Source organism: Spirosoma migulaei (genome assembly GCF_054776855.1).
Genome location: NZ_BAAHBG010000022.1, coordinates 298,659 through 315,709, shown reverse-complemented (window position 1 = coordinate 315,709; position 17,051 = coordinate 298,659). Strand labels below are relative to the sequence as shown.

At 45.4% G+C, this 17,051-nt stretch carries 15 protein-coding genes; 6 read left to right on the top strand and 9 right to left on the bottom strand.

Translation table 11 applies throughout. The features are described from left to right. Positions 1–91: 91 nt before the first annotated feature. Together ACYVGO_RS22560 and ACYVGO_RS22555 are read left to right on the top strand one after the other, a co-directional pair. On the top strand, positions 92–442 hold the full coding sequence (locus tag ACYVGO_RS22560; RefSeq protein WP_142771855.1) for a transmembrane 220 family protein: 351 nt from the start codon (positions 92–94) through the stop codon (positions 440–442). Continuing rightward, positions 439–1,281, top strand: coding sequence for a hydroxymethylglutaryl-CoA lyase (locus ACYVGO_RS22555; RefSeq protein WP_460971210.1), 843 nt, complete (start codon positions 439–441; stop codon positions 1,279–1,281). Before ACYVGO_RS22560 ends, ACYVGO_RS22555 begins: the two co-directional genes overlap by 4 nt. A 65-nt stretch (positions 1,282–1,346) precedes the next feature. Here ACYVGO_RS22555 and ACYVGO_RS22550 read toward each other — a convergent pair whose 3' ends face one another. Beyond that, positions 1,347–1,871, bottom strand: coding sequence for a DUF7935 family protein (locus tag ACYVGO_RS22550; protein WP_142771857.1), 525 nt, complete (start codon positions 1,869–1,871; stop codon positions 1,347–1,349). A 62-nt stretch (positions 1,872–1,933) separates the two neighbouring features. Between ACYVGO_RS22550 and ACYVGO_RS22545 the strand changes: the two genes are divergently transcribed. Together ACYVGO_RS22545 and ACYVGO_RS22540 are read left to right on the top strand one after the other, a co-directional pair. Next, the gene (locus ACYVGO_RS22545) at positions 1,934–2,233 is read left to right on the top strand and encodes an iron-sulfur cluster assembly accessory protein (RefSeq protein WP_142771858.1); all 300 of its coding nucleotides are present in this window, start codon (positions 1,934–1,936) and stop codon (positions 2,231–2,233) included. Positions 2,234–2,355: 122 nt separating this feature from the next. Continuing rightward, complete coding sequence (locus ACYVGO_RS22540) at positions 2,356–6,213, top strand: sensor histidine kinase (protein ID WP_142771859.1); 3,858 nt, start codon at positions 2,356–2,358, stop codon at positions 6,211–6,213. 74 nt (positions 6,214–6,287) lie between these two features. On the opposite strand, the gene ACYVGO_RS22535 is transcribed toward ACYVGO_RS22540, so the two are convergent. Continuing rightward, positions 6,288–6,881, bottom strand: coding sequence for an HNH endonuclease (locus tag ACYVGO_RS22535; protein WP_142771860.1), 594 nt, complete (start codon positions 6,879–6,881; stop codon positions 6,288–6,290). A gap of 315 nt (positions 6,882–7,196) precedes the next feature. Here ACYVGO_RS22535 and ACYVGO_RS22530 point away from each other — a divergent pair, with 315 nt between their 5' ends. After that, a complete protein-coding gene (locus ACYVGO_RS22530) occupies positions 7,197–7,568 on the top strand; it encodes a CoA-binding protein (protein WP_460971209.1) in 372 nt (123 codons plus the stop codon). 91 nt (positions 7,569–7,659) lie between these two features. On the opposite strand, the gene ACYVGO_RS22525 is transcribed toward ACYVGO_RS22530, so the two are convergent. The 7 genes from ACYVGO_RS22525 to selD all read right to left on the bottom strand — a co-directional run bounded on the left by ACYVGO_RS22525 (position 7,660) and on the right by selD (position 13,314). Further along, positions 7,660–8,667: a 3-oxoacyl-ACP synthase III family protein gene (locus ACYVGO_RS22525; protein WP_142771862.1), complete on the bottom strand. Its 1,008-nt coding sequence runs from the start codon at positions 8,665–8,667 to the stop codon at positions 7,660–7,662. Between the two features lie 104 nt (positions 8,668–8,771). Beyond that, positions 8,772–9,023, bottom strand: a complete 252-nt coding sequence (purS, locus tag ACYVGO_RS22520) for a phosphoribosylformylglycinamidine synthase subunit PurS (protein WP_142771863.1) — start codon at positions 9,021–9,023, stop codon at positions 8,772–8,774. A gap of 70 nt (positions 9,024–9,093) precedes the next feature. Beyond that, positions 9,094–9,762 carry a CDP-diacylglycerol--serine O-phosphatidyltransferase gene (gene pssA, locus ACYVGO_RS22515; protein WP_460971208.1) on the bottom strand — a complete coding sequence of 223 codons (669 nt, stop codon included), beginning with the start codon at positions 9,760–9,762 and terminating at the stop codon, positions 9,094–9,096. Between the two features lie 101 nt (positions 9,763–9,863). Continuing rightward, positions 9,864–10,505 carry an MBL fold metallo-hydrolase gene (locus ACYVGO_RS22510; RefSeq protein WP_460971207.1) on the bottom strand — a complete coding sequence of 214 codons (642 nt, stop codon included), beginning with the start codon at positions 10,503–10,505 and terminating at the stop codon, positions 9,864–9,866. Positions 10,506–10,612: 107 nt separating this feature from the next. Then, the gene (locus ACYVGO_RS22505) at positions 10,613–11,314 is read right to left on the bottom strand and encodes an SAM-dependent methyltransferase (protein WP_460971206.1); all 702 of its coding nucleotides are present in this window, start codon (positions 11,312–11,314) and stop codon (positions 10,613–10,615) included. A 72-nt stretch (positions 11,315–11,386) separates the two neighbouring features. Beyond that, positions 11,387–12,169, bottom strand: coding sequence for an alpha/beta fold hydrolase (locus ACYVGO_RS22500; protein ID WP_460971205.1), 783 nt, complete (start codon positions 12,167–12,169; stop codon positions 11,387–11,389). Between the two features lie 92 nt (positions 12,170–12,261). Further along, complete coding sequence (gene selD, locus ACYVGO_RS22495; protein WP_460971204.1) at positions 12,262–13,314, bottom strand: selenide, water dikinase SelD; 1,053 nt, start codon at positions 13,312–13,314, stop codon at positions 12,262–12,264. 324 nt (positions 13,315–13,638) lie between these two features. On the opposite strand from selD, the gene ACYVGO_RS22490 reads away from it, so the two are divergent. Further along, the gene (locus tag ACYVGO_RS22490) at positions 13,639–17,043 is read left to right on the top strand and encodes a TonB-dependent receptor (protein ID WP_460971203.1); all 3,405 of its coding nucleotides are present in this window, start codon (positions 13,639–13,641) and stop codon (positions 17,041–17,043) included. The last annotated feature ends 8 nt before the right edge of the window (positions 17,044–17,051 follow it).

Here is a 17,051-nt window from a genome sequence, read left to right as displayed (position 1 = left end):
ATAAGTGGCATACGTGAAATAGGAGGGAGGCTTCTGCTCCAATACTTACTTCACTTATTTCACGTACACCACCGATTAACTAAGAAATAGAATGCGTAAAACCCTTTGTATCATTTTTGGCCTGCTTTTCATTCTGTTCGCGGTCGTTCAGTACAATGATCCTGACCCTGAGGTATGGATTCCAATTTATGGACTGGCCGCTGCCGCTTGTTTTATGGCTTATGCAAGGGTGGGGCAGTGGTGGTTTTTTGTGGTATTAGCGGCTGTTTATGTTATAGCCGCTATTTACCAATGGCCCCCAAAGTTTGAAGGATTTTTATTCAGCGAAGTGGGCATGCGCAGTATGAATATCGAAATGGCTCGAGAAGCTGGAGGACTGGCTTTGGTTGCCGCTGTCATGGTCGTGCTGGCAATATGGGCTCGTCAACCAATTCGTCGATGAAACTCATTGAGTGTCCCCGTGACGCGATGCAGGGTCTGGATCATTTTGTGCCAACCGACCTCAAGATCCAGTATTTGAATACCTTGCTTCAGGTTGGGTTCGATACGCTGGATTTTGGGAGTTTTGTATCGCCTAAAGCCATTCCGCAGTTGCGAGATACCGCTGAGGTATTGGCTGGTCTTACTCTATCAAAGACTAAAACGAAACTTCTGGCCATTGTTGCTAATCTGCGCGGTGCTGAACAGGCTGTTTTGTATCCGCAGATTCAGTATGTAGGATTCCCCTTGTCTATTTCAGAAACGTTTCAGCAACGGAACACGAATAAGTCAATTGCGCAGGCTTTGGTTGAAGTTGCCAGCATTCAGAAATTGTGCCTGAGTACAGGAAAACAATTGGTTGTGTATCTGTCGATGGGCTTTGGTAACCCTTATGGCGATCCATATAGCCCCGAATTGGTGGTTGAATTTACAGAGCAGTTAGTACAACAGGGTATTACAATCATTGCTCCGTCTGATACCGTTGGATCATCAACACCCGAAGCTATTGAAGTGCTTTTTCGAGAGTTGATCCAGGCCTTTCCGAAGGTTGAATTTGGAGCGCACCTACATGCTCGCCCAGGTGAAGCCGATGCTAAAGTGCGGGCCGTTGTACGGGCAGGCATTCAGCGGATAGATGGTGCCTTACGAGGCTTTGGAGGATGCCCTATGGCCGCTGACGATCTGACGGGTAACCTGCCAACCGAAGAAATTATTCAGACGTTAGCCAGCGAAGGAATTACATTGTCTATTAACCAGGCAGCCTTACAGAAGTCCCTAATGCTAGCGGCAGGAGTGTTTTGAAACAGGGAGCCCGGTGCAGGGAGTGCAAGTGTAGTAAACCCGGCTCCGTGCACCCTGTCCCGTGCTTACATAAACATCGCCTGAATTTCGGCCTTCAAGGCATGCAGGGCATCGGATGTTGGCTGTTTATCTCCCTGAATAATTCGTTCGAAAATACGCTTTGATAAATCGAGAGCGGGCGCGTCGGGACGGGTATCTCCCGATGCCTGATTAATAAGTACCATTACGTCGTTCATGGCAGCCTGAATCTGATCCCAGACAGCTTGGCTCATGTAAACCTGCTGCGACACATTATGATTGTATTCATCCCGAATTTCCTGAAGGAGACGCTGCTGAAACTCCAGTACCGTTGTGGAACTACCACCCAGCCGCAACAATAAATTGTTGGGACTAATACGTTCCAGAAAGAGAACCATTCGTTCGTAAGCCTGTAGTCGAATTGGAACAACCGTTTCGGTATAACGAGCCTGAATGTTGTACCGATGATGATCGGCCTCACGCTCCAGTAATAGCTTTACTGCCAGATACATACCGTATAAAACTAACCCTGCCGGTACAATTAATTTTAGAAAGTCACTCAATAGGTCCATAGAAAGAAGGAACGTTGTTCCGCAAAAATGGGTAAATTTGAAAAAAGGGTTTATAGTAATTTATGCTGATAATCGATAATCCCGTTCGTGTTAGACCCGAAGCGCGTCAACAGATTCTGGACACATTACAAGCCAATAAAATTCCCGGTGAATATGGATTACGCGTCGGTGTTCGAGGGGGCGGTTGTGGGTCATCCTGGTTATTGGGGTTTGACCTCCCTGGTCCCACCGACGAAGTGTATAACGTTGAAGGGGTGCAGGTCATTATTGACCGGAAACATTTACTTTATGTGCTAGGGGCTGAAATTGGCTATGAAACAGGTGGTTATACTGTCGAAAAATCGCCCGCTGATAGCCATTAGGTAAGAGCCATTTGATAAACTTATTACTGCTATTTGTCAATGCCTGTCGACTGGAGCCTATTATCTGAAAACTTGGCATGATTTTAGGGAATGCTTTTGACTAAGACCATACTGCCCATTTAGTGAAGCGCATTGAAAAACATATCTTCCTGCTATTAGCAGCATTAGCCGCAGGCTTGTCGGTCTTGTGCTTTCTCTTGCTGGAACAGAACGCGCCAGGGGCTACTGATGAGCAATATGTGAGTGCTGTTCAGCAACGGGTAAAAGAAGAAATGCAGGTCAGTAATGCTGATTTAGACAGTGTAGCTGGCTTATTACAGCGGAACCCCAAGCCAACGTTCACCAATCTATTTAAGCTTCCAACTCAATATCCTTATTTTGTATTTCAAAATAAACAATTAGTCTATTGGTCCGACTACCGGTTTATTCCAGAATTTGCACAGTTAACTTCTGCAACGACAACACCTAAACTGATTGATTTTGAGCAGGGACGTTATTTAGTTAGCCATAAACGTGTGGCCGTAGGAGCGGAGTTGCTGGATGTTTTTTCATTAGTTAACATCTATCGGTATTATCACAGTAATAATGCCTATTTACAGTCGGGCTATAATCCAAATTTGTTTGCGCTTGATCCTCAGTCTATTACTGATAAACGACAACGCGCCTACCAGGCAATTTACGATAATACATCCGCTTTTCTGTTCTCGGTGGAACCTCCCAAGGTAGATGCCTATCGGAACCATTCTACCCCAGTTAATACAGTTATTCTGGCTTCGCTAGCTATGATTTTTCTGGGGATGTACGTCATGCAATTGATGTTTCGTCTAAAGAAGCAGCATCAGTATGAATTGGGGTTTATTGGGCTGGCCGTTTACTTATTGCTATTGCGGGCCGTGATGCTCTATTTGGGTGTACCGTTTTTATTCATCGAAACGGACCTGTTTAATCCCAAGTATTATGCCTCGTCTGTTCTGGTACCATCTCTGGGGGACTTACTGCTCAATGCATTAGTGATTGCGATACTGGCATTCTACTGGGTCAGGTATTATTACCGTTCGAAAACCTATATGTTTTTGCTGCACCGACCTCAGTGGCTCAAACTGGTGCTATCGGTAAGCTGTGTTGTGATCAGCTATATGGTATTTTCGCTCTGTTACATTGAGCTCAACAATATTTACGAAAAGTCTCAGTTTACACTCGACATCACGCTTAACATCCACTTTTCGTTTTTGAAAGTTGTATGCCTAGTGGTTTTTATTACCATATCGTGCATCTATTTCCTGGTGATCCATTTATTGGCTAGCCTTTTTTTGCGATACAACCGGATTAATCATGTTGGCATTGGTCTCTTGCTTATTGTGGCAGGAACAGCGCTAGGTGGGGGAATTTGGCTTGTTCTGGGGGGGGCATTAGATCCTGTATTTCTCCTGAATGGCGTCTACTTCCTGCTCATTTACATTAGCCAATTGCCGAAAACCCTTTATACATTTCGGTACAAAACCTCAATATACCTATTCCTGGCAGCATTCATTTGTGCTGTAATGACATCTTATGTAGTTTATAATCAGGAAATTAGGAAGCAGCTAAATCATGAACAGGAGTTTGCCACACAACTCCTGGCCGAAAATGATGTATTTGGGGAATTCTTAATGAGTAAAGCGCAGGAGTCCATTCAAAAAGACGCTGAAATTGGGCGTGCTTTACAAACAGATACCTTATTGGTGCGGGAGCGTATTCAGCAACGGGTAAAAAGCCTTCACTTAGATAAGTACTTTGATAAATATGATATTGAAGTGTTTTCATTCCGGGCAAATGGGCGCCCACTCGACATAAGCCCGAATCCCATTTCATTTACAACCTTAACAAATCGGTACCGGAAGACCAACTATAAAACAGAATATCCGGGCGTATATTTTATAAATGAGGTTGATAATCAATTTGTTAAGCAATACGTTTGCTTTGTAGCTATTCGCCAGCCTAGCACTGTGTCAACAGTAAGCCGGCCCTTGAGTACCTCCTCGTCTGATACATTGGGGTATGTTGTCCTGGATCTCCGGCTGCGTAATGAACGGCCCAAAAGTGTTTATCCTGAATTATTGGTTGATACTAAGTTTACGCAGAACCCGGACACGCAAGAATACAGTTATGCGTTCTTTTCCGGTCCGGCATTAGGCCGTTCATCATTTGGGACGGCACAACATCGGCTGCTCTATAGTGGCCCTGGCAGTTATAATTATGATCGGAAACTGGAGCTATCCATGCTCGATAATCCGGCGCTGTTTTCGACTGGAGTTGCCAGTAATCAATTTCAGCACGTTGCCCAGCGCGGGCAGGATGGGCGGATTGTGGTGGTATCATCACCGGAATATCCGTTCAGAAACATCTTTTCCAATTTCTCCTTTCTGTATTTATTGTTGGTTATGACGGTTATCCTGGTCATTTTAGGGTATGCCATCAATTACCGCTTCTCCAAGTTTAATATTAACTACTCGACCCGGATTCAAATTCTGCTGAACCTGGCCTTTTTTCTGCCGTTGATATTTGTCATTCTTATCATCTTGGGGGTCATAAGTTCCAATTATGTTGATAATCAGAAAAATACATACATCAGCAACACGCGAAATATTGCTACGAACTTCCTGGCGTATTTAGATGAGCACCTCGACACAAAAAAGCGTAGTAAAGCATCCATGGAGGAGGAGTTGAGTAAAATTGCCCGCGACGCCGACATTGACATCAATCTGTTCGATACAAAAGGTCAGCTCTATACGTCCACGCGTCCACTCATCTATGAAAGCGGGTATCTTTCCAAACGAATTAACCCAGAGGCCTACATTCATATAATTGAGGACAAAGAGAATCAGATTTTGCTCGACGAGTCATTGGGAAGTAAGCAGTATAGAACAGCCTATGCCGGAATTAAATCGTATGATGGTCGATTGCTAGGTGTATTGAGCATTCCGTATTTCTATGCGCAACCTGAACTCGATCGGAAAATTATTGAGGTTATTGCTACCTCGCTCAGCATATTTACGGCGCTGTTTTTATTCTTCCTGATCCTGTCCTATTTCGCATCACACATGCTAACGAAACCCCTTCGGTTACTGACGCAGAAAATCAGGAAAACCAATTTAGAACTTCCCAATGATCCCTTACCCTGGCAATCTGACGACGAAATTGGTCTGCTGATTCGGGAATACAACCGAATGTTACTCAAACTGGAAGAGAGCAAGCTGGCACTGGCCCAAACCGAGAAGCAGTCGGCCTGGCGCGAAATGGCTAAACAAGTAGCTCACGAAATCAAGAACCCGCTTACACCCATGAAACTTACGTTGCAGCATTTGCAGCGGACGTTTCCAAATTCCAAAGATTCGTCGGCAGGAGCCAATGATCCGGCCCGTCGGATCATTTTGAGAACGTTTGATTCGTTGCTGGACCAGATTGATAACCTGAGCGATATTGCAACCTCGTTCTCCGAATTTGCGAAAATGCCTTTGCCCAAGAAGGAAGTTTTTGAAATGACGGGGGTGTTCAATAAAACAGCTGACTTGTATGCTGATGACAAGCGGATTATACTCCGGCGACAGGTAACGGATGGGCCAGTAATGGCGATGGGTGATCGGCAGCTAACGGGAAGCATGCTAACCAACCTGATTATCAATGCCATTCAGTCGGTTCCCCCCGATCGGAAGCCTGTTATTGATCTGAAGCTCTATACCAACAGCGATGCTGTTCAGATTGAAATTCACGACAATGGCGCTGGCATTCCGGAGGCCATTCAAAGCAAGGTCTTCCTGCCAAATTTTAGTACAAAACGGGGTGGGTCGGGTCTAGGGCTGGCTCTTGCTAAACGGGGGGTTGAGCATGCAGGAGGTACTATCTGGTTCGAAACCGTTGAAGGCGTTGGTACTTCATTCTTTGTATCACTCCCACTAGCGGGCGTTCCTGGACCATTAGTTGGCGAATCGGTTAATTATTGAAGTCAGTAAGTGGCTAATCAGCGAAAGCAGCAATTCAGCCTCTGCAACTTACTGACTCTACTTCAGGTATCAACTTATTCAATGGTAACGTGCTTCCAGTTTTCGCCCGATCGGATACGATTCAGTTGCGTATGCGTAATGCCAAACTGCTTTGCAATCATTTTTAGCCGGTTTTTATCATTAAGCAACAGCTTTTTAATGATTTTGACTTTGCTTTCAGTTAGCTTGTAATTGCGGGTTTGACGAGGTAGTTGGCGGTTTTTCAGGCTGGGGTTATTCCGATTGTGCTCAATCATTTCGTCTTTCGTTACCCAGCGCAGATTTGGATAGTAATTATTCTGCTTATCGTGATCGAGGTGAATAACGAAGGTCTGCTCAGGCTGATCGCGTTTAACGAAGTGTTCGGCTACTAATTTGTGGACGTACCGATTAAACGTTTTCCCTCCTGAACGAATGTTAAGGGACCGATAGCCCTGAATGACAGACCCTTTAATTGGTTTTCCGGCGGCATTGCCAGCTACACTACCAGCAGGCGTAGTAGGAGCAGATTGAAAACTGCGTAGCCTTCCATAATTTGAGACCTCATAGCGGGGAGGATTCTCAATTCCTTCAAACACAATTGGTGTCCACTTTTCATTCCAGAAGCTTTGGTTCCCTTTGGCATCCATGACCGAAGTAATTTTTAATGTTTTTGTTTAGCTGTGAAGTACAATTGAACAGGCCAAACTCAGTTAATGAGTGCTTAACAACCGTATGGCAAAATAGTTGTCAGTTTATTGATATATTGATTGTACTGCCCAGGTGAACCGGTAAAGTAGAATATTACCAGCATAAGCTATTGATAATGACCGGATTTTGCGCAGAAGTAACGTTAATCTTTGATAAATTTTTATCCAGAATACGTTACATCCCGAAACCGCTTGTATAGTAGATTGGTTAAGAATGTATGGGACTGTACGCCTAATGTGCATGCCTATAAGACGATGGACGCACACACAAAGAAAACCTTGGTTGTTGGAGCCACCGAAAAGGCGGGTCGCTATGCAAATTTGGCCGCCTATAGTTTGCTTCGTCACGGCCACGAAATTGAACTGGTTGGCTTACGGGAAGGCCAGATTGAGGGAAATCCGATTCGAACAGGGCAGCCAGTGCTCGAAGATATCGATACCGTCACGATGTATGTTGGGCCACAAAACCAACCCAACTTATACGACTATATCAAAAGCCTGAAGCCCCGCCGGGTAATTTTCAATCCAGGTGCCGAAAATCCAGAATTTGAGAAACAGCTTCAGGCTGAAGGTATCCAACCCATTGAAGCCTGTACACTCGTCATGCTGTCGGTAGGAACGTATTAGTTAAATGGTGGAGTAGTTGTATTGGTGAAGTATGTGTGGTTGTGATTTTACTTTTAGCACTTACTCCACATACTTCACCAATACAACTACTTTACCATTTAATTAATGCAGATGCCCAGGTAAAACCGCTTCCGAAGGCCGCCAGGCAAACTAAATCACCGGGATTAATGCGCCCCTGTTCAAAGGCTTCGGTCAGGGCAATAGGAATAGAGGCCGCTGTAGTATTACCGTACTGATGAATATTATTAAATACTTTCTCTTCCGGTAAATTCATCTGCTGACGAACATAGTCCGAAATGCGGATATTTGCCTGATGCGGGACTAATAGGGCAAGATCATCGGATTTATAGCCGTTTGCCTCAAGACTCTCGTTTATTACCTCCATGAACCGCACTACAGCGTGTTTAAAAACGGTATTACCATTCATCGTCACGTTATAGTTGCCATCGGTTAGCGTACTTTCGGTGAGCCAACGCCCTTCCCGACTGCTGCCCGGATCGCGAACATATAGTTCTTCGGCATAGCGCCCATCAGCGTGAAGGTGGGTAGATAAAACCCGGTGCTCAGGGTCTGTCGTGGCCTGTACAACGGCCGCTCCGGCACCATCACCGAAAATGACAGCAACTCCCCGGCCCGCATTACTTTTATCTAAAAACGTTGACTGGATTTCCGAGCCGACCACCAGAATGGTTTTATACATTCCCGTTTTAATGAACTGGTCGGCTATTGATAGCGCATATACAAAGCCCGAGCACTGGTTCCGAATGTCGATTACTCCAATGCCTTCTAACCCTAATTCGCGCTGCATCAGAAAGGCCGACCCAGGGAAATAGTAATCCGGTGTTATAGTTGCATAAACAATCAGGTCAACATCTTTGGCCACCAGATTCGCCCGATCGAGCGCCATACGGGAGGCTGCCGTTGCCATACTGGCATTCGTATCTTTTCCGTGGGTAAAGTACCGACGTTGTTTAATACCCGTCCGTTCCTGTATCCAGGCGTCGGAGGTGTCCATATACTGGGTGAGGTCATCGTTCGTAACAATGGTATCTGGAACGTAGAAACCTAACCCTTTAATACTTGAATAAATTGTATTCATTCGCAGTTAGCAAAATAGTGGGCAAAAATAGTACTTTTTATGGTGAAAATTCTCTCGAATAAACCAAGGGTACTACTTATGCCGGAAAAAGACAACGGTTGTCTTTAGGCTGTGTGCAAATCGAATGAGTACTCTTCCATAATCAAATTCGCAAGCAATTGACGGCAGGCTGCATCGACAGTTGTCCGGGCCTGATCTTCGGTTTCCGCATCCACTTCGAGCCGGATATGCTTTCCAATACGAACATTGTCGATGGTGTCCATCTGAAGATTATGAAGTCCCAGTTTAACGGCTTTGCCCTGTGGATCCAGAATTTCCGAACGGGTCATAATGTTAATTTCAGCGATGTATTTCATTGTAAATAGTGAACCGGAACGCCGGAGCGGAGTGAAAGAGTGGAAGAGCGAATTGGGGAGTGTATAGATTTCACTTTTTCGCTTCTTTGCTCTTTCGCTCTTTGGTAAAAAGTGAAAGAATAATGTAAAGTAGAATAATCAGCGGGATGGCTGCAAACTGCAAAAATAACAGGAGTAGTATAGATGCGATCAGAAAACTGTATTTAATCTGATTATCAGCCCAGCCAAACGACTTGAATTTGAGCGCAAAGAGAGGTATTTCTGTCACCATCATAAACGAGAAGGCAATCATCATACCCAGGCCAATATCGTTTTTCCAGATGGCATCGAACTGAGGTTGATAGCGTTCCATAAGCGGAAACGCAGCAATCAGCATTGTATTAGCGGGCACGGGTAAGCCAAGGAAAGATTCTGACTGGCGGGTATCGATGTTAAAATTCGCCAGGCGTAAAGCAGCCAGAATAGCAATCAGAAAAGCACCGTACGAAATTGAGCCCAGTCCCTGAAACCACCCAAGCTGAAAGACGATTGCAGCCGGTAAAACACCAAAGGTTACGACATCGGCCAATGAATCCAGTTCTTTCCCAAATGGCCCCGATACTTTCACTAACCGGGCTACGAAACCATCCCCAAAATCGAGAACAGCTGCAAGCATTATCAACCAGGAAGCTGTTTCCAGATGCCCACGTAAGGTCATGACCAATCCGATACAACCACACAGCAAATTGCCACAGGTCATAGCGTTAGGTAAGTGTTTGAAGAGAGATTTCAATTATAAATGATGAATTAATTATGAATTATAAATGATGAATTGCTTGGTAGAGATTTACAATTCATCATTTATAATTGTTTAACAAACGGATTTGTTCGCTTTTCGTGGCCAATGGTGGTTGGTTCCATATGACCGGTATATACTACATAGTCGTCAGGCAGTGTAAAAAACTGGGTTCGAATACTGTTTATGAGGTCGGCATGGTTACAATGCGGAAAGTCCGTTCGGCCAACACTTCCCCTAAATAACACATCACCTCCAATCACGTACCGTTCTGCATGGTTTACAAAGGCTACATGCCCCGGCGCATGTCCTGGTACAAAGATGACATCTAAAACGGTATTGCCGAATCGAAACTGGTCACCTTCCTTGAGAAAGGCATCGATTTCGGAAGGTTCGTAGCCACGTAGGCCAAAGAGGGCGCAACGCGTTGGGACATCGTTATAGATGACCATATCCAGCTCGTTGAGGTAGGCTTTAACCCCGAATTTGCGCTTTATATAAGCAACACCAAAGACGTGATCGAGATGAGAGTGCGTGAGGAGTAGGTACTTAAGATTGAGTTTATGATCCGTTATGAATCGTGCCAGCGCTTCTTTTTCAACCTGTTCGTAGCAGCCGGGGTCAATGACAACAGCCTCGCCAGTCGCATCGTCGGAAATGACGTATGTATTTTCGTGAAACGGAGAAAACTCGAAAGCTTGAATCATGAACTAGTTGGTAAGTTTGGTAAGTCGATAAGTCAGTAAGTGGCTGACGCATATAGATTACTTAGGCGTCAGCCACTTACTGACTTATCGACTTACCAACTAATTTCCTACAAAAGTAGAAACACTGTTGGTTTTTTACGTAAATCGGGGACCTGCGATTTCCATTCCCGGATAGTTAGTGTACGAATGAAGGCATCAGGTGCAGTGAGGTTACTGGCTACGCACAAGCGTGTGTTTGGCTGACAATTGGCCAGTACATCCGCAAATAGTGCATCATTTCGGTAAGGGGTTTCCATGAAAATCTGGGTCTGTTGCCGCAGTTGCGCTTCTTTTTCAAGGTGCCGTACCGTACGAGCGCGGTCTTGCCGGTCAATGGGGAGGTATCCATGAAACACAAACGACTGACCGCTCATGCCTGATCCCATTAGGGCAAGTAAAATAGACGATGGACCCACAAGTGGATCTACTCGCCAACCCAACGCGTGTGCCATACCAACAACTACAGCCCCGGGATCGGCTACACCTGGGCAACCCGCTTCCGACAATACACCTGCATTCCGTCTGCGTTCCGTTAACTCCTGAATCTGTCGGCGAGTGTCGGCAGGGGGGGTGTCTTTATCGAGGTCAAAAAACGTGGTTTCGTCAATAATACGTTCCGTTTTCAACCCGCTAATGAATCGTCGGGCCGTGCGGACGTTTTCGACAAAATACACGTCGGTTTTTTCAATGATCCCTTGTATATGAGCAGGCAACACCTGACCAGCGGTATCGTCGGCAAGTAAAGTAGGGATTAGGTAGAGGGTTGGCATAATATGTTTTAAACGCAAAGGGCGCTAAGGTAAGCGCAAGGTACGCAAGGAAAAGCTTAGCGCTCTTTGCGCTTACTTAGCGCCCTTTGCGTTTAAAAAAGCCATTAATGTCTCCACAAACTCAACTGGTTTTTCGGCTTGTACCCAGTGGCCTGCACCCTGAATGGTTTCGATTTGGGAATTTGGGAAAATACGTTTGATGGCCGGAATATCTTCATCTACAATATAAGGCGACTCGCTCCCCCTAATAAATAAGGTTGGATCAGTCACAACACTTGGGTTGGTCAGTTCCTCACCAATTCCATGCAGTTCGCGTTCGATGACGGGTATGTTAATACGCCAGTCAAATCCCCCCTGCTCGTTACGGTACAGGTTTTTAAGCAAAAACTGCCGTACTGGTACTATTGGCTCATATTGCTGTAAAATGGCATCTGCATCAGTGCGCCCTTTGATACCAGCTAAATCAATTGCTTTTAAACCGCGTAAAATTTCGGCATGATGAATTGGGTAAAACTTAGGGGCAATATCGACCACAACGAGTTTTGCAAATGTGCCAGGATAGAGCATGGCATATTGCATTACCGTTTTTCCCCCCATCGAATGGCCAACCAGGTTAGGCGTATCCAGGTTTTGATCAATGAGAAACTCACGCAGATCAGCTGCCATAGCCTGGTAATCCTGATCATTAGCACGGGGCGACTGACCATGATTACGCTGATCGAGGAGAAACACCCGGTAGCCTTGTGCGGCAATAGTTTTGCTGATGGTTAACCAGTTGTCGGAAGAACCAAACAGGCCGTGCAGAATAACGATGGCCGGACCGGTCTCGCCGGTTTGACGGAAGAATAATTTCATAGAATGGAGGAGGGGGAGAAAAGGGAGGGGGGCGAAAGGATAGGTGCTGGTTCCTTTTAGTCCCTTTCCTTTCTCTCCTCCCTTTTCTCCGATTAATTTACATACACCACTTTTTCCCGCTGTTCGACTAATGCACCGAACGATTGTAGGGTAAACCCGTTTTCGAAGGCTACTCGTTCAAATTCTTCGGCACTATTGGGCTCAACGGCAATGAGCAGACCACCAGATGTTTGTGGATCAGCCAGAATATACCGTTGCGTTTCGGTTAATTCGCTGATTTTATGCCCATAACTGTCCCAGTTGCGGACGGTACCGCCCGGAAAGCTTTTCTGGGCCAAATACTCCTCAACCATAGGCAGTTTAGGTACCGCATCGAACTCAACAACTGCGCTTAACCCTGATCCTTCGGCCATTTCTGTCAGGTGCCCTAGCAGACCAAAGCCTGTTACGTCGGTTAATGCCTTCACGTAAGGCAGTTTGCCTAAAACGGCTCCAAAACGATTCAGTTGCGCCATTTGACTAGGCGCTGTGTTGGCATGTTCGGGTTTTAAAATCCCTTTCTTCTGAGCCGTTGTCAGAATTCCGACGCCAAGTGGTTTGGTCAGGTATAACTGGCAACCTTCAGTAGCCGTATTGTTTTGTTTGAGGTGGTCGATTCGAACCTTACCCGTTACGGCCAGCCCGAAAATTGGCTCGGGGGAGTCTATGCTATGGCCACCCGCCAGGGGTATCCCCGCTTCGAGACAAATGGCCCGAGAGCCCTCGAGGACAAGACCCGCAACTTCGGGAGGGAGTTTATCCAGTGGCCAGCCCAAAATAGCAATCGCCATTATTGGTTCGCCCCCCATCGCGTAGATATCACTGATGGCATTTGCCGATGCAATCCGACCAAAGTCGAATGCATCATCGACAATAGGCATAAAAAAGTCGGTCGTACTAATAATCGCTTCGCCATTGCCCAGATCAAGTACGGCGGCATCGTCGCGGGAATCGTTGCCGACCAGTAGGTTTTTATAGAATGGCTGAACAGACGTTTGATTGGAATGCAGAATCTGATCCAGGATTTTGGGCGAAATCTTACAGCCGCAGCCCGCGCCATGGCTGTATTGGGTGAGCTTGAAAGCTTGTGTATCGGTTGATTGCATAAGAGGACAAAACTAAGATGGAAATGGCGTTGAAGGACTAAATCAGACAGATATACTTACACATTTATTTATTGAATGACGATGTATACAGGCGGAGCTATCTGAATGATTATCTGTGCTTAACAATATGGTAACGCCTAATATAGAACGTAAACATTTTAAAATGATATTATTTGTAGAATTTTGTCAATTGTTTTCGATATGGTGGTACTTTTTGAAGATGCCTTGCTTTTTTGACTTAAAAAAAATAGCATATTTGTGATTAATTGAGAAAACATCCGATGGATGAGTCACTCATTTCTTACTAACAAAACAAACACTTCTATGTCTAAAAAATTACTGCAATTTCGAGTGGCTTTGGTGCTCATCGGCAGTATGCTATTGGCGGTGCTCAGTGGGAGCATAGCTATGGCACAGGTAACCACAGCCGTCATTGATGGCCAGGTGACCGACGATAAAGGCGGGGTTCTGCCTGGCGCCACTATTGTCGCTATTCACCTACCGTCGGGTAGCCGCTATGGTACAACTACTAATGCATCTGGCCGTTACACGATTCCTGGTGTACGTGTAGGTGGTCCTTTCAAAGTAACCGCCACGTTTGTGGGCTTTAAAGATCAGGTTGTCGATGGTGTCTTTACAAACCTGGGTACGTCGGCCGACGTAAGTTTTAAAATGGCTGATAACAGCACTGCCTTGTCGGAAGTAGTTGTAACCAGTAATCGGAATGGTATTATTAGCTCGAATCGCACGGGTGCTGCTACCTCCTACGGTCGGGAAACGATCAATACCGTTCCAACGATTGGTCGTACATTGACTGACATTACCAAATACAATGCGTATGGTAATGGTCAATCATTTGGCGGTCAGGACCCTCGTTTCAATAACATCACGATTGATGGTGCAGTGTTTAACAACGGCTTCGGCCTGGGTTCGTCTGCTATCGCGGGTGGACGTACGGGTACAACGGCTGTTTCTTTAGATGCGTTAGACGAAATTCAGCTTAACGTTGCCCCATATGACGTTCGCCAGACTGGTTTTTCAGGTGCTGGTATCAACGCTGTAACCCGTTCTGGTACGAACGATTTTTCGGGATCGGTATATTATCTGTTCCAGAATAACAGCTTAGCTGGTAAAAAAGCTGATGGCCGGGATCTAGCCCCAGTAACTATTGATAAGAAAACATCTGGCTTCCGGTTAGGTGGACCAATCATTCCAAACAAGTTGTTCTTCTTTGTGAATGTAGAACAATTCAAGAGCAGCGTACCCGCTCTGGATTGGGTAGCTAGCCGACCAGGATCAACTGCCGGTAACGTATCGCGCGTAACAGCCGAAGATTTGGAAGATCTGAGCGCGTTCATGAAAACGAATTTCAATCGTGATCTAGGCGCTATCGATAACTTCAACAACCAGGTAAAAAGCACAAAAGGTTTAATTCGCCTGGATTGGAACATTAACGACAACAATAAACTGTCGGTGCGTTATTCTCACCATGATTCTAAGTCAGATCAGGCCATTAGCAACAGTAGCAGTAGCGGCACGGCTGGTAATGGTAACCGTACCGGTTATGCTTCTTCGGGTTATGCTGGTAACCTGGCGCTTTCTCCACAGAATACGGGCTATCAAATTGCTGATAACACCCGGTCTATTGCTGCTGAATTGAACTCTACATTTGGTGGTAAGTTTGCCAACAAACTGGTTGCTACTTATAACAAGCAGATTGAAGACCGGACGTATTTGACGGGCGTATTTCCAACCGTTGATATTCTGAAAGACGGAACTACCTATACTTCCATTGGTTTTGATCCGTTTACCCCGAATAACAAGTTGAATTACTCTACGCTGAACATTACTGATAACTTCAGCTATTTCGCTGGTAAGCACACGCTTACATTGGGCTTGTCCTACGAGAAATATACATCGAACAACGTATTCTTCCCAGCTTCGAACGGTGTATATGTGTATAACTCGATTGCCGATTTCAAAACGGCGGCCCTGGCTTCTATTAATAATCCAACGGCTACGACGTCACCAGTACCAGTACGGCAATATAACCTCCGTTACTCATTGGTACAAGGTGGTGGAGAGCCATTGCAAACTTTACACAGAAGTACCTACAGCGCTTATGTGCAGGATGAGTTTCAGATTAACCCAACATTCAAACTGACGGCTGGTGTTCGGGCTGATATTTTCGCTTACGATAACTCAACGGCTGCTGCATTCAACAACCCAAAAGTAGCTAGCCTGACTTATAAAGACGAAAATGGTGCTAATTATTACCTCAATACGGGTGTTTTTCCAAAAGCTCGTCTATTGATATCTCCTCGTGTTGGTTTTAACTGGGATGTAAAAGGGGATAAAAAGACGCAAATTCGTGGAGGAAGTGGCTTATTTGTTTCGCGTATTCCCGAAGTATTGGTGTCGAATCAGTTGGGTAATAATGGAGTAAATACAGGCGTATTGACTAGACTAAATAGTACGACTATTGCCTCCGCTACTGATGTTCCCTTCGCTACTGATCCCAGCAAATTGCCTGCCGGTGTCTTGCCCGCGATCAATACTGATGTTACGAGTCTGAGCGGCTATGCTGTTAACGCAACAGATCCGAATCTGAAATATCCTGTGGTTTGGAAAACGAATATTGCTATTGACCAACGTCTGCCCTGGGGCTTGATTGGAACATTGGAAGTAATTTATAACAAGACAATCCAGGCTCTTCGGTATATTGATGCTAACTTACAATCGCCAACCAGCCAGCTTAGTGGTCCTGACACACGTGGTCGGTATCCTGCACTGGGCGTAACCGGTACAGCAGCGATCAACACAGCTCGTTATATCAACTACCCTACTAACACCAACGCGTTTGTGCTTAAAAACACAAAAGAAGGTAGTTCCTATACGTTCACGGCTAAACTTGAGAAACCAACAAGCCGAGGTTTTGGTGGTATGTTAGCCTATACATACGGTCTGTCGCGCGATTTGATGTCGGTTGGTAGTACTGTCGTTGGTAACACACCTACTGTGGCTGGTCAGAACTTCCTAACTACTTCGTTTGGTGATAATGACCTACGTCATCGGATTATCGGTTACCTGAACTATCGACTGAACTACGGTGGTAAGTTTGGTGGTTCGACTACCTTTACGTTGGGCATGCAATCGACTAGTGGTTATAAAGGATCGTACATCTATGGTAGTGACCTGAATGGTGACGGTCAAACAAATGACCTGATTTACGTTCCTAAAACAGCTTCTGAGTTGACATTCGCTCCACTAACAGTTGGTTCTGGAGCTTCTGCTGTAACGTATTCGGCTGAACAACAACAAGCAGCTTTCGATGCCTATATTGAGGGTAATGATTACCTTAAAACACGTCGTGGTCAGTATGCTGAACGTAATGGTGGTTATGCTCCCTGGTTGACCCGCTTCGACTTCACTGTACTTCAAGAGTTCTACGTAGCAGTTGGATCGAAAGGAACAAAGCACACGATTCAATTCCGTGCCGATATTCTTAATGTTGGTAACTTGCTGAACAACAAATGGGGTGTAGGTTGGGTTTCGACAACGGCTAACCCATTGGCAATCGCTAGTGTTAGTGCAGCAGGTTTACCTACCTACCGGCTTGCTACGCAGAATTTGAACGGTCAAATAATTCTGCTGAAAGATTCGTGGGTTAAAAGCATCACGATCGATAACGTTTGGCAGGCTCAGCTTGGCGTTCGTTACTCGTTCTAATCCCATTA

Coding starts and splice junctions, on each gene's coding strand:
- ACYVGO_RS22490 (WP_460971203.1), top strand. CDS start 13,639: ATGTCTAAAAAATTACTGCAATTTCGAGTGGCTTTGGTGCTCATCGGC.
- ACYVGO_RS22545 (WP_142771858.1), top strand. CDS start 1,934: ATGCTGATAATCGATAATCCCGTTCGTGTTAGACCCGAAGCGCGTCAA.
- ACYVGO_RS22510 (WP_460971207.1), bottom strand. CDS start 10,505: ATGATTCAAGCTTTCGAGTTTTCTCCGTTTCACGAAAATACATACGTC.
- ACYVGO_RS22525 (WP_142771862.1), bottom strand. CDS start 8,667: ATGAATACAATTTATTCAAGTATTAAAGGGTTAGGTTTCTACGTTCCA.
- ACYVGO_RS22555 (WP_460971210.1), top strand. CDS start 439: ATGAAACTCATTGAGTGTCCCCGTGACGCGATGCAGGGTCTGGATCAT.
- ACYVGO_RS22530 (WP_460971209.1), top strand. CDS start 7,197: ATGGACGCACACACAAAGAAAACCTTGGTTGTTGGAGCCACCGAAAAG.
- ACYVGO_RS22550 (WP_142771857.1), bottom strand. CDS start 1,871: ATGGACCTATTGAGTGACTTTCTAAAATTAATTGTACCGGCAGGGTTA.
- purS (WP_142771863.1), bottom strand. CDS start 9,023: ATGAAATACATCGCTGAAATTAACATTATGACCCGTTCGGAAATTCTG.
- pssA (WP_460971208.1), bottom strand. CDS start 9,762: ATGACCTGTGGCAATTTGCTGTGTGGTTGTATCGGATTGGTCATGACC.
- ACYVGO_RS22505 (WP_460971206.1), bottom strand. CDS start 11,314: ATGCCAACCCTCTACCTAATCCCTACTTTACTTGCCGACGATACCGCT.
- selD (WP_460971204.1), bottom strand. CDS start 13,314: ATGCAATCAACCGATACACAAGCTTTCAAGCTCACCCAATACAGCCAT.
- ACYVGO_RS22560 (WP_142771855.1), top strand. CDS start 92: ATGCGTAAAACCCTTTGTATCATTTTTGGCCTGCTTTTCATTCTGTTC.
- ACYVGO_RS22535 (WP_142771860.1), bottom strand. CDS start 6,881: ATGGATGCCAAAGGGAACCAAAGCTTCTGGAATGAAAAGTGGACACCA.
- ACYVGO_RS22500 (WP_460971205.1), bottom strand. CDS start 12,169: ATGAAATTATTCTTCCGTCAAACCGGCGAGACCGGTCCGGCCATCGTT.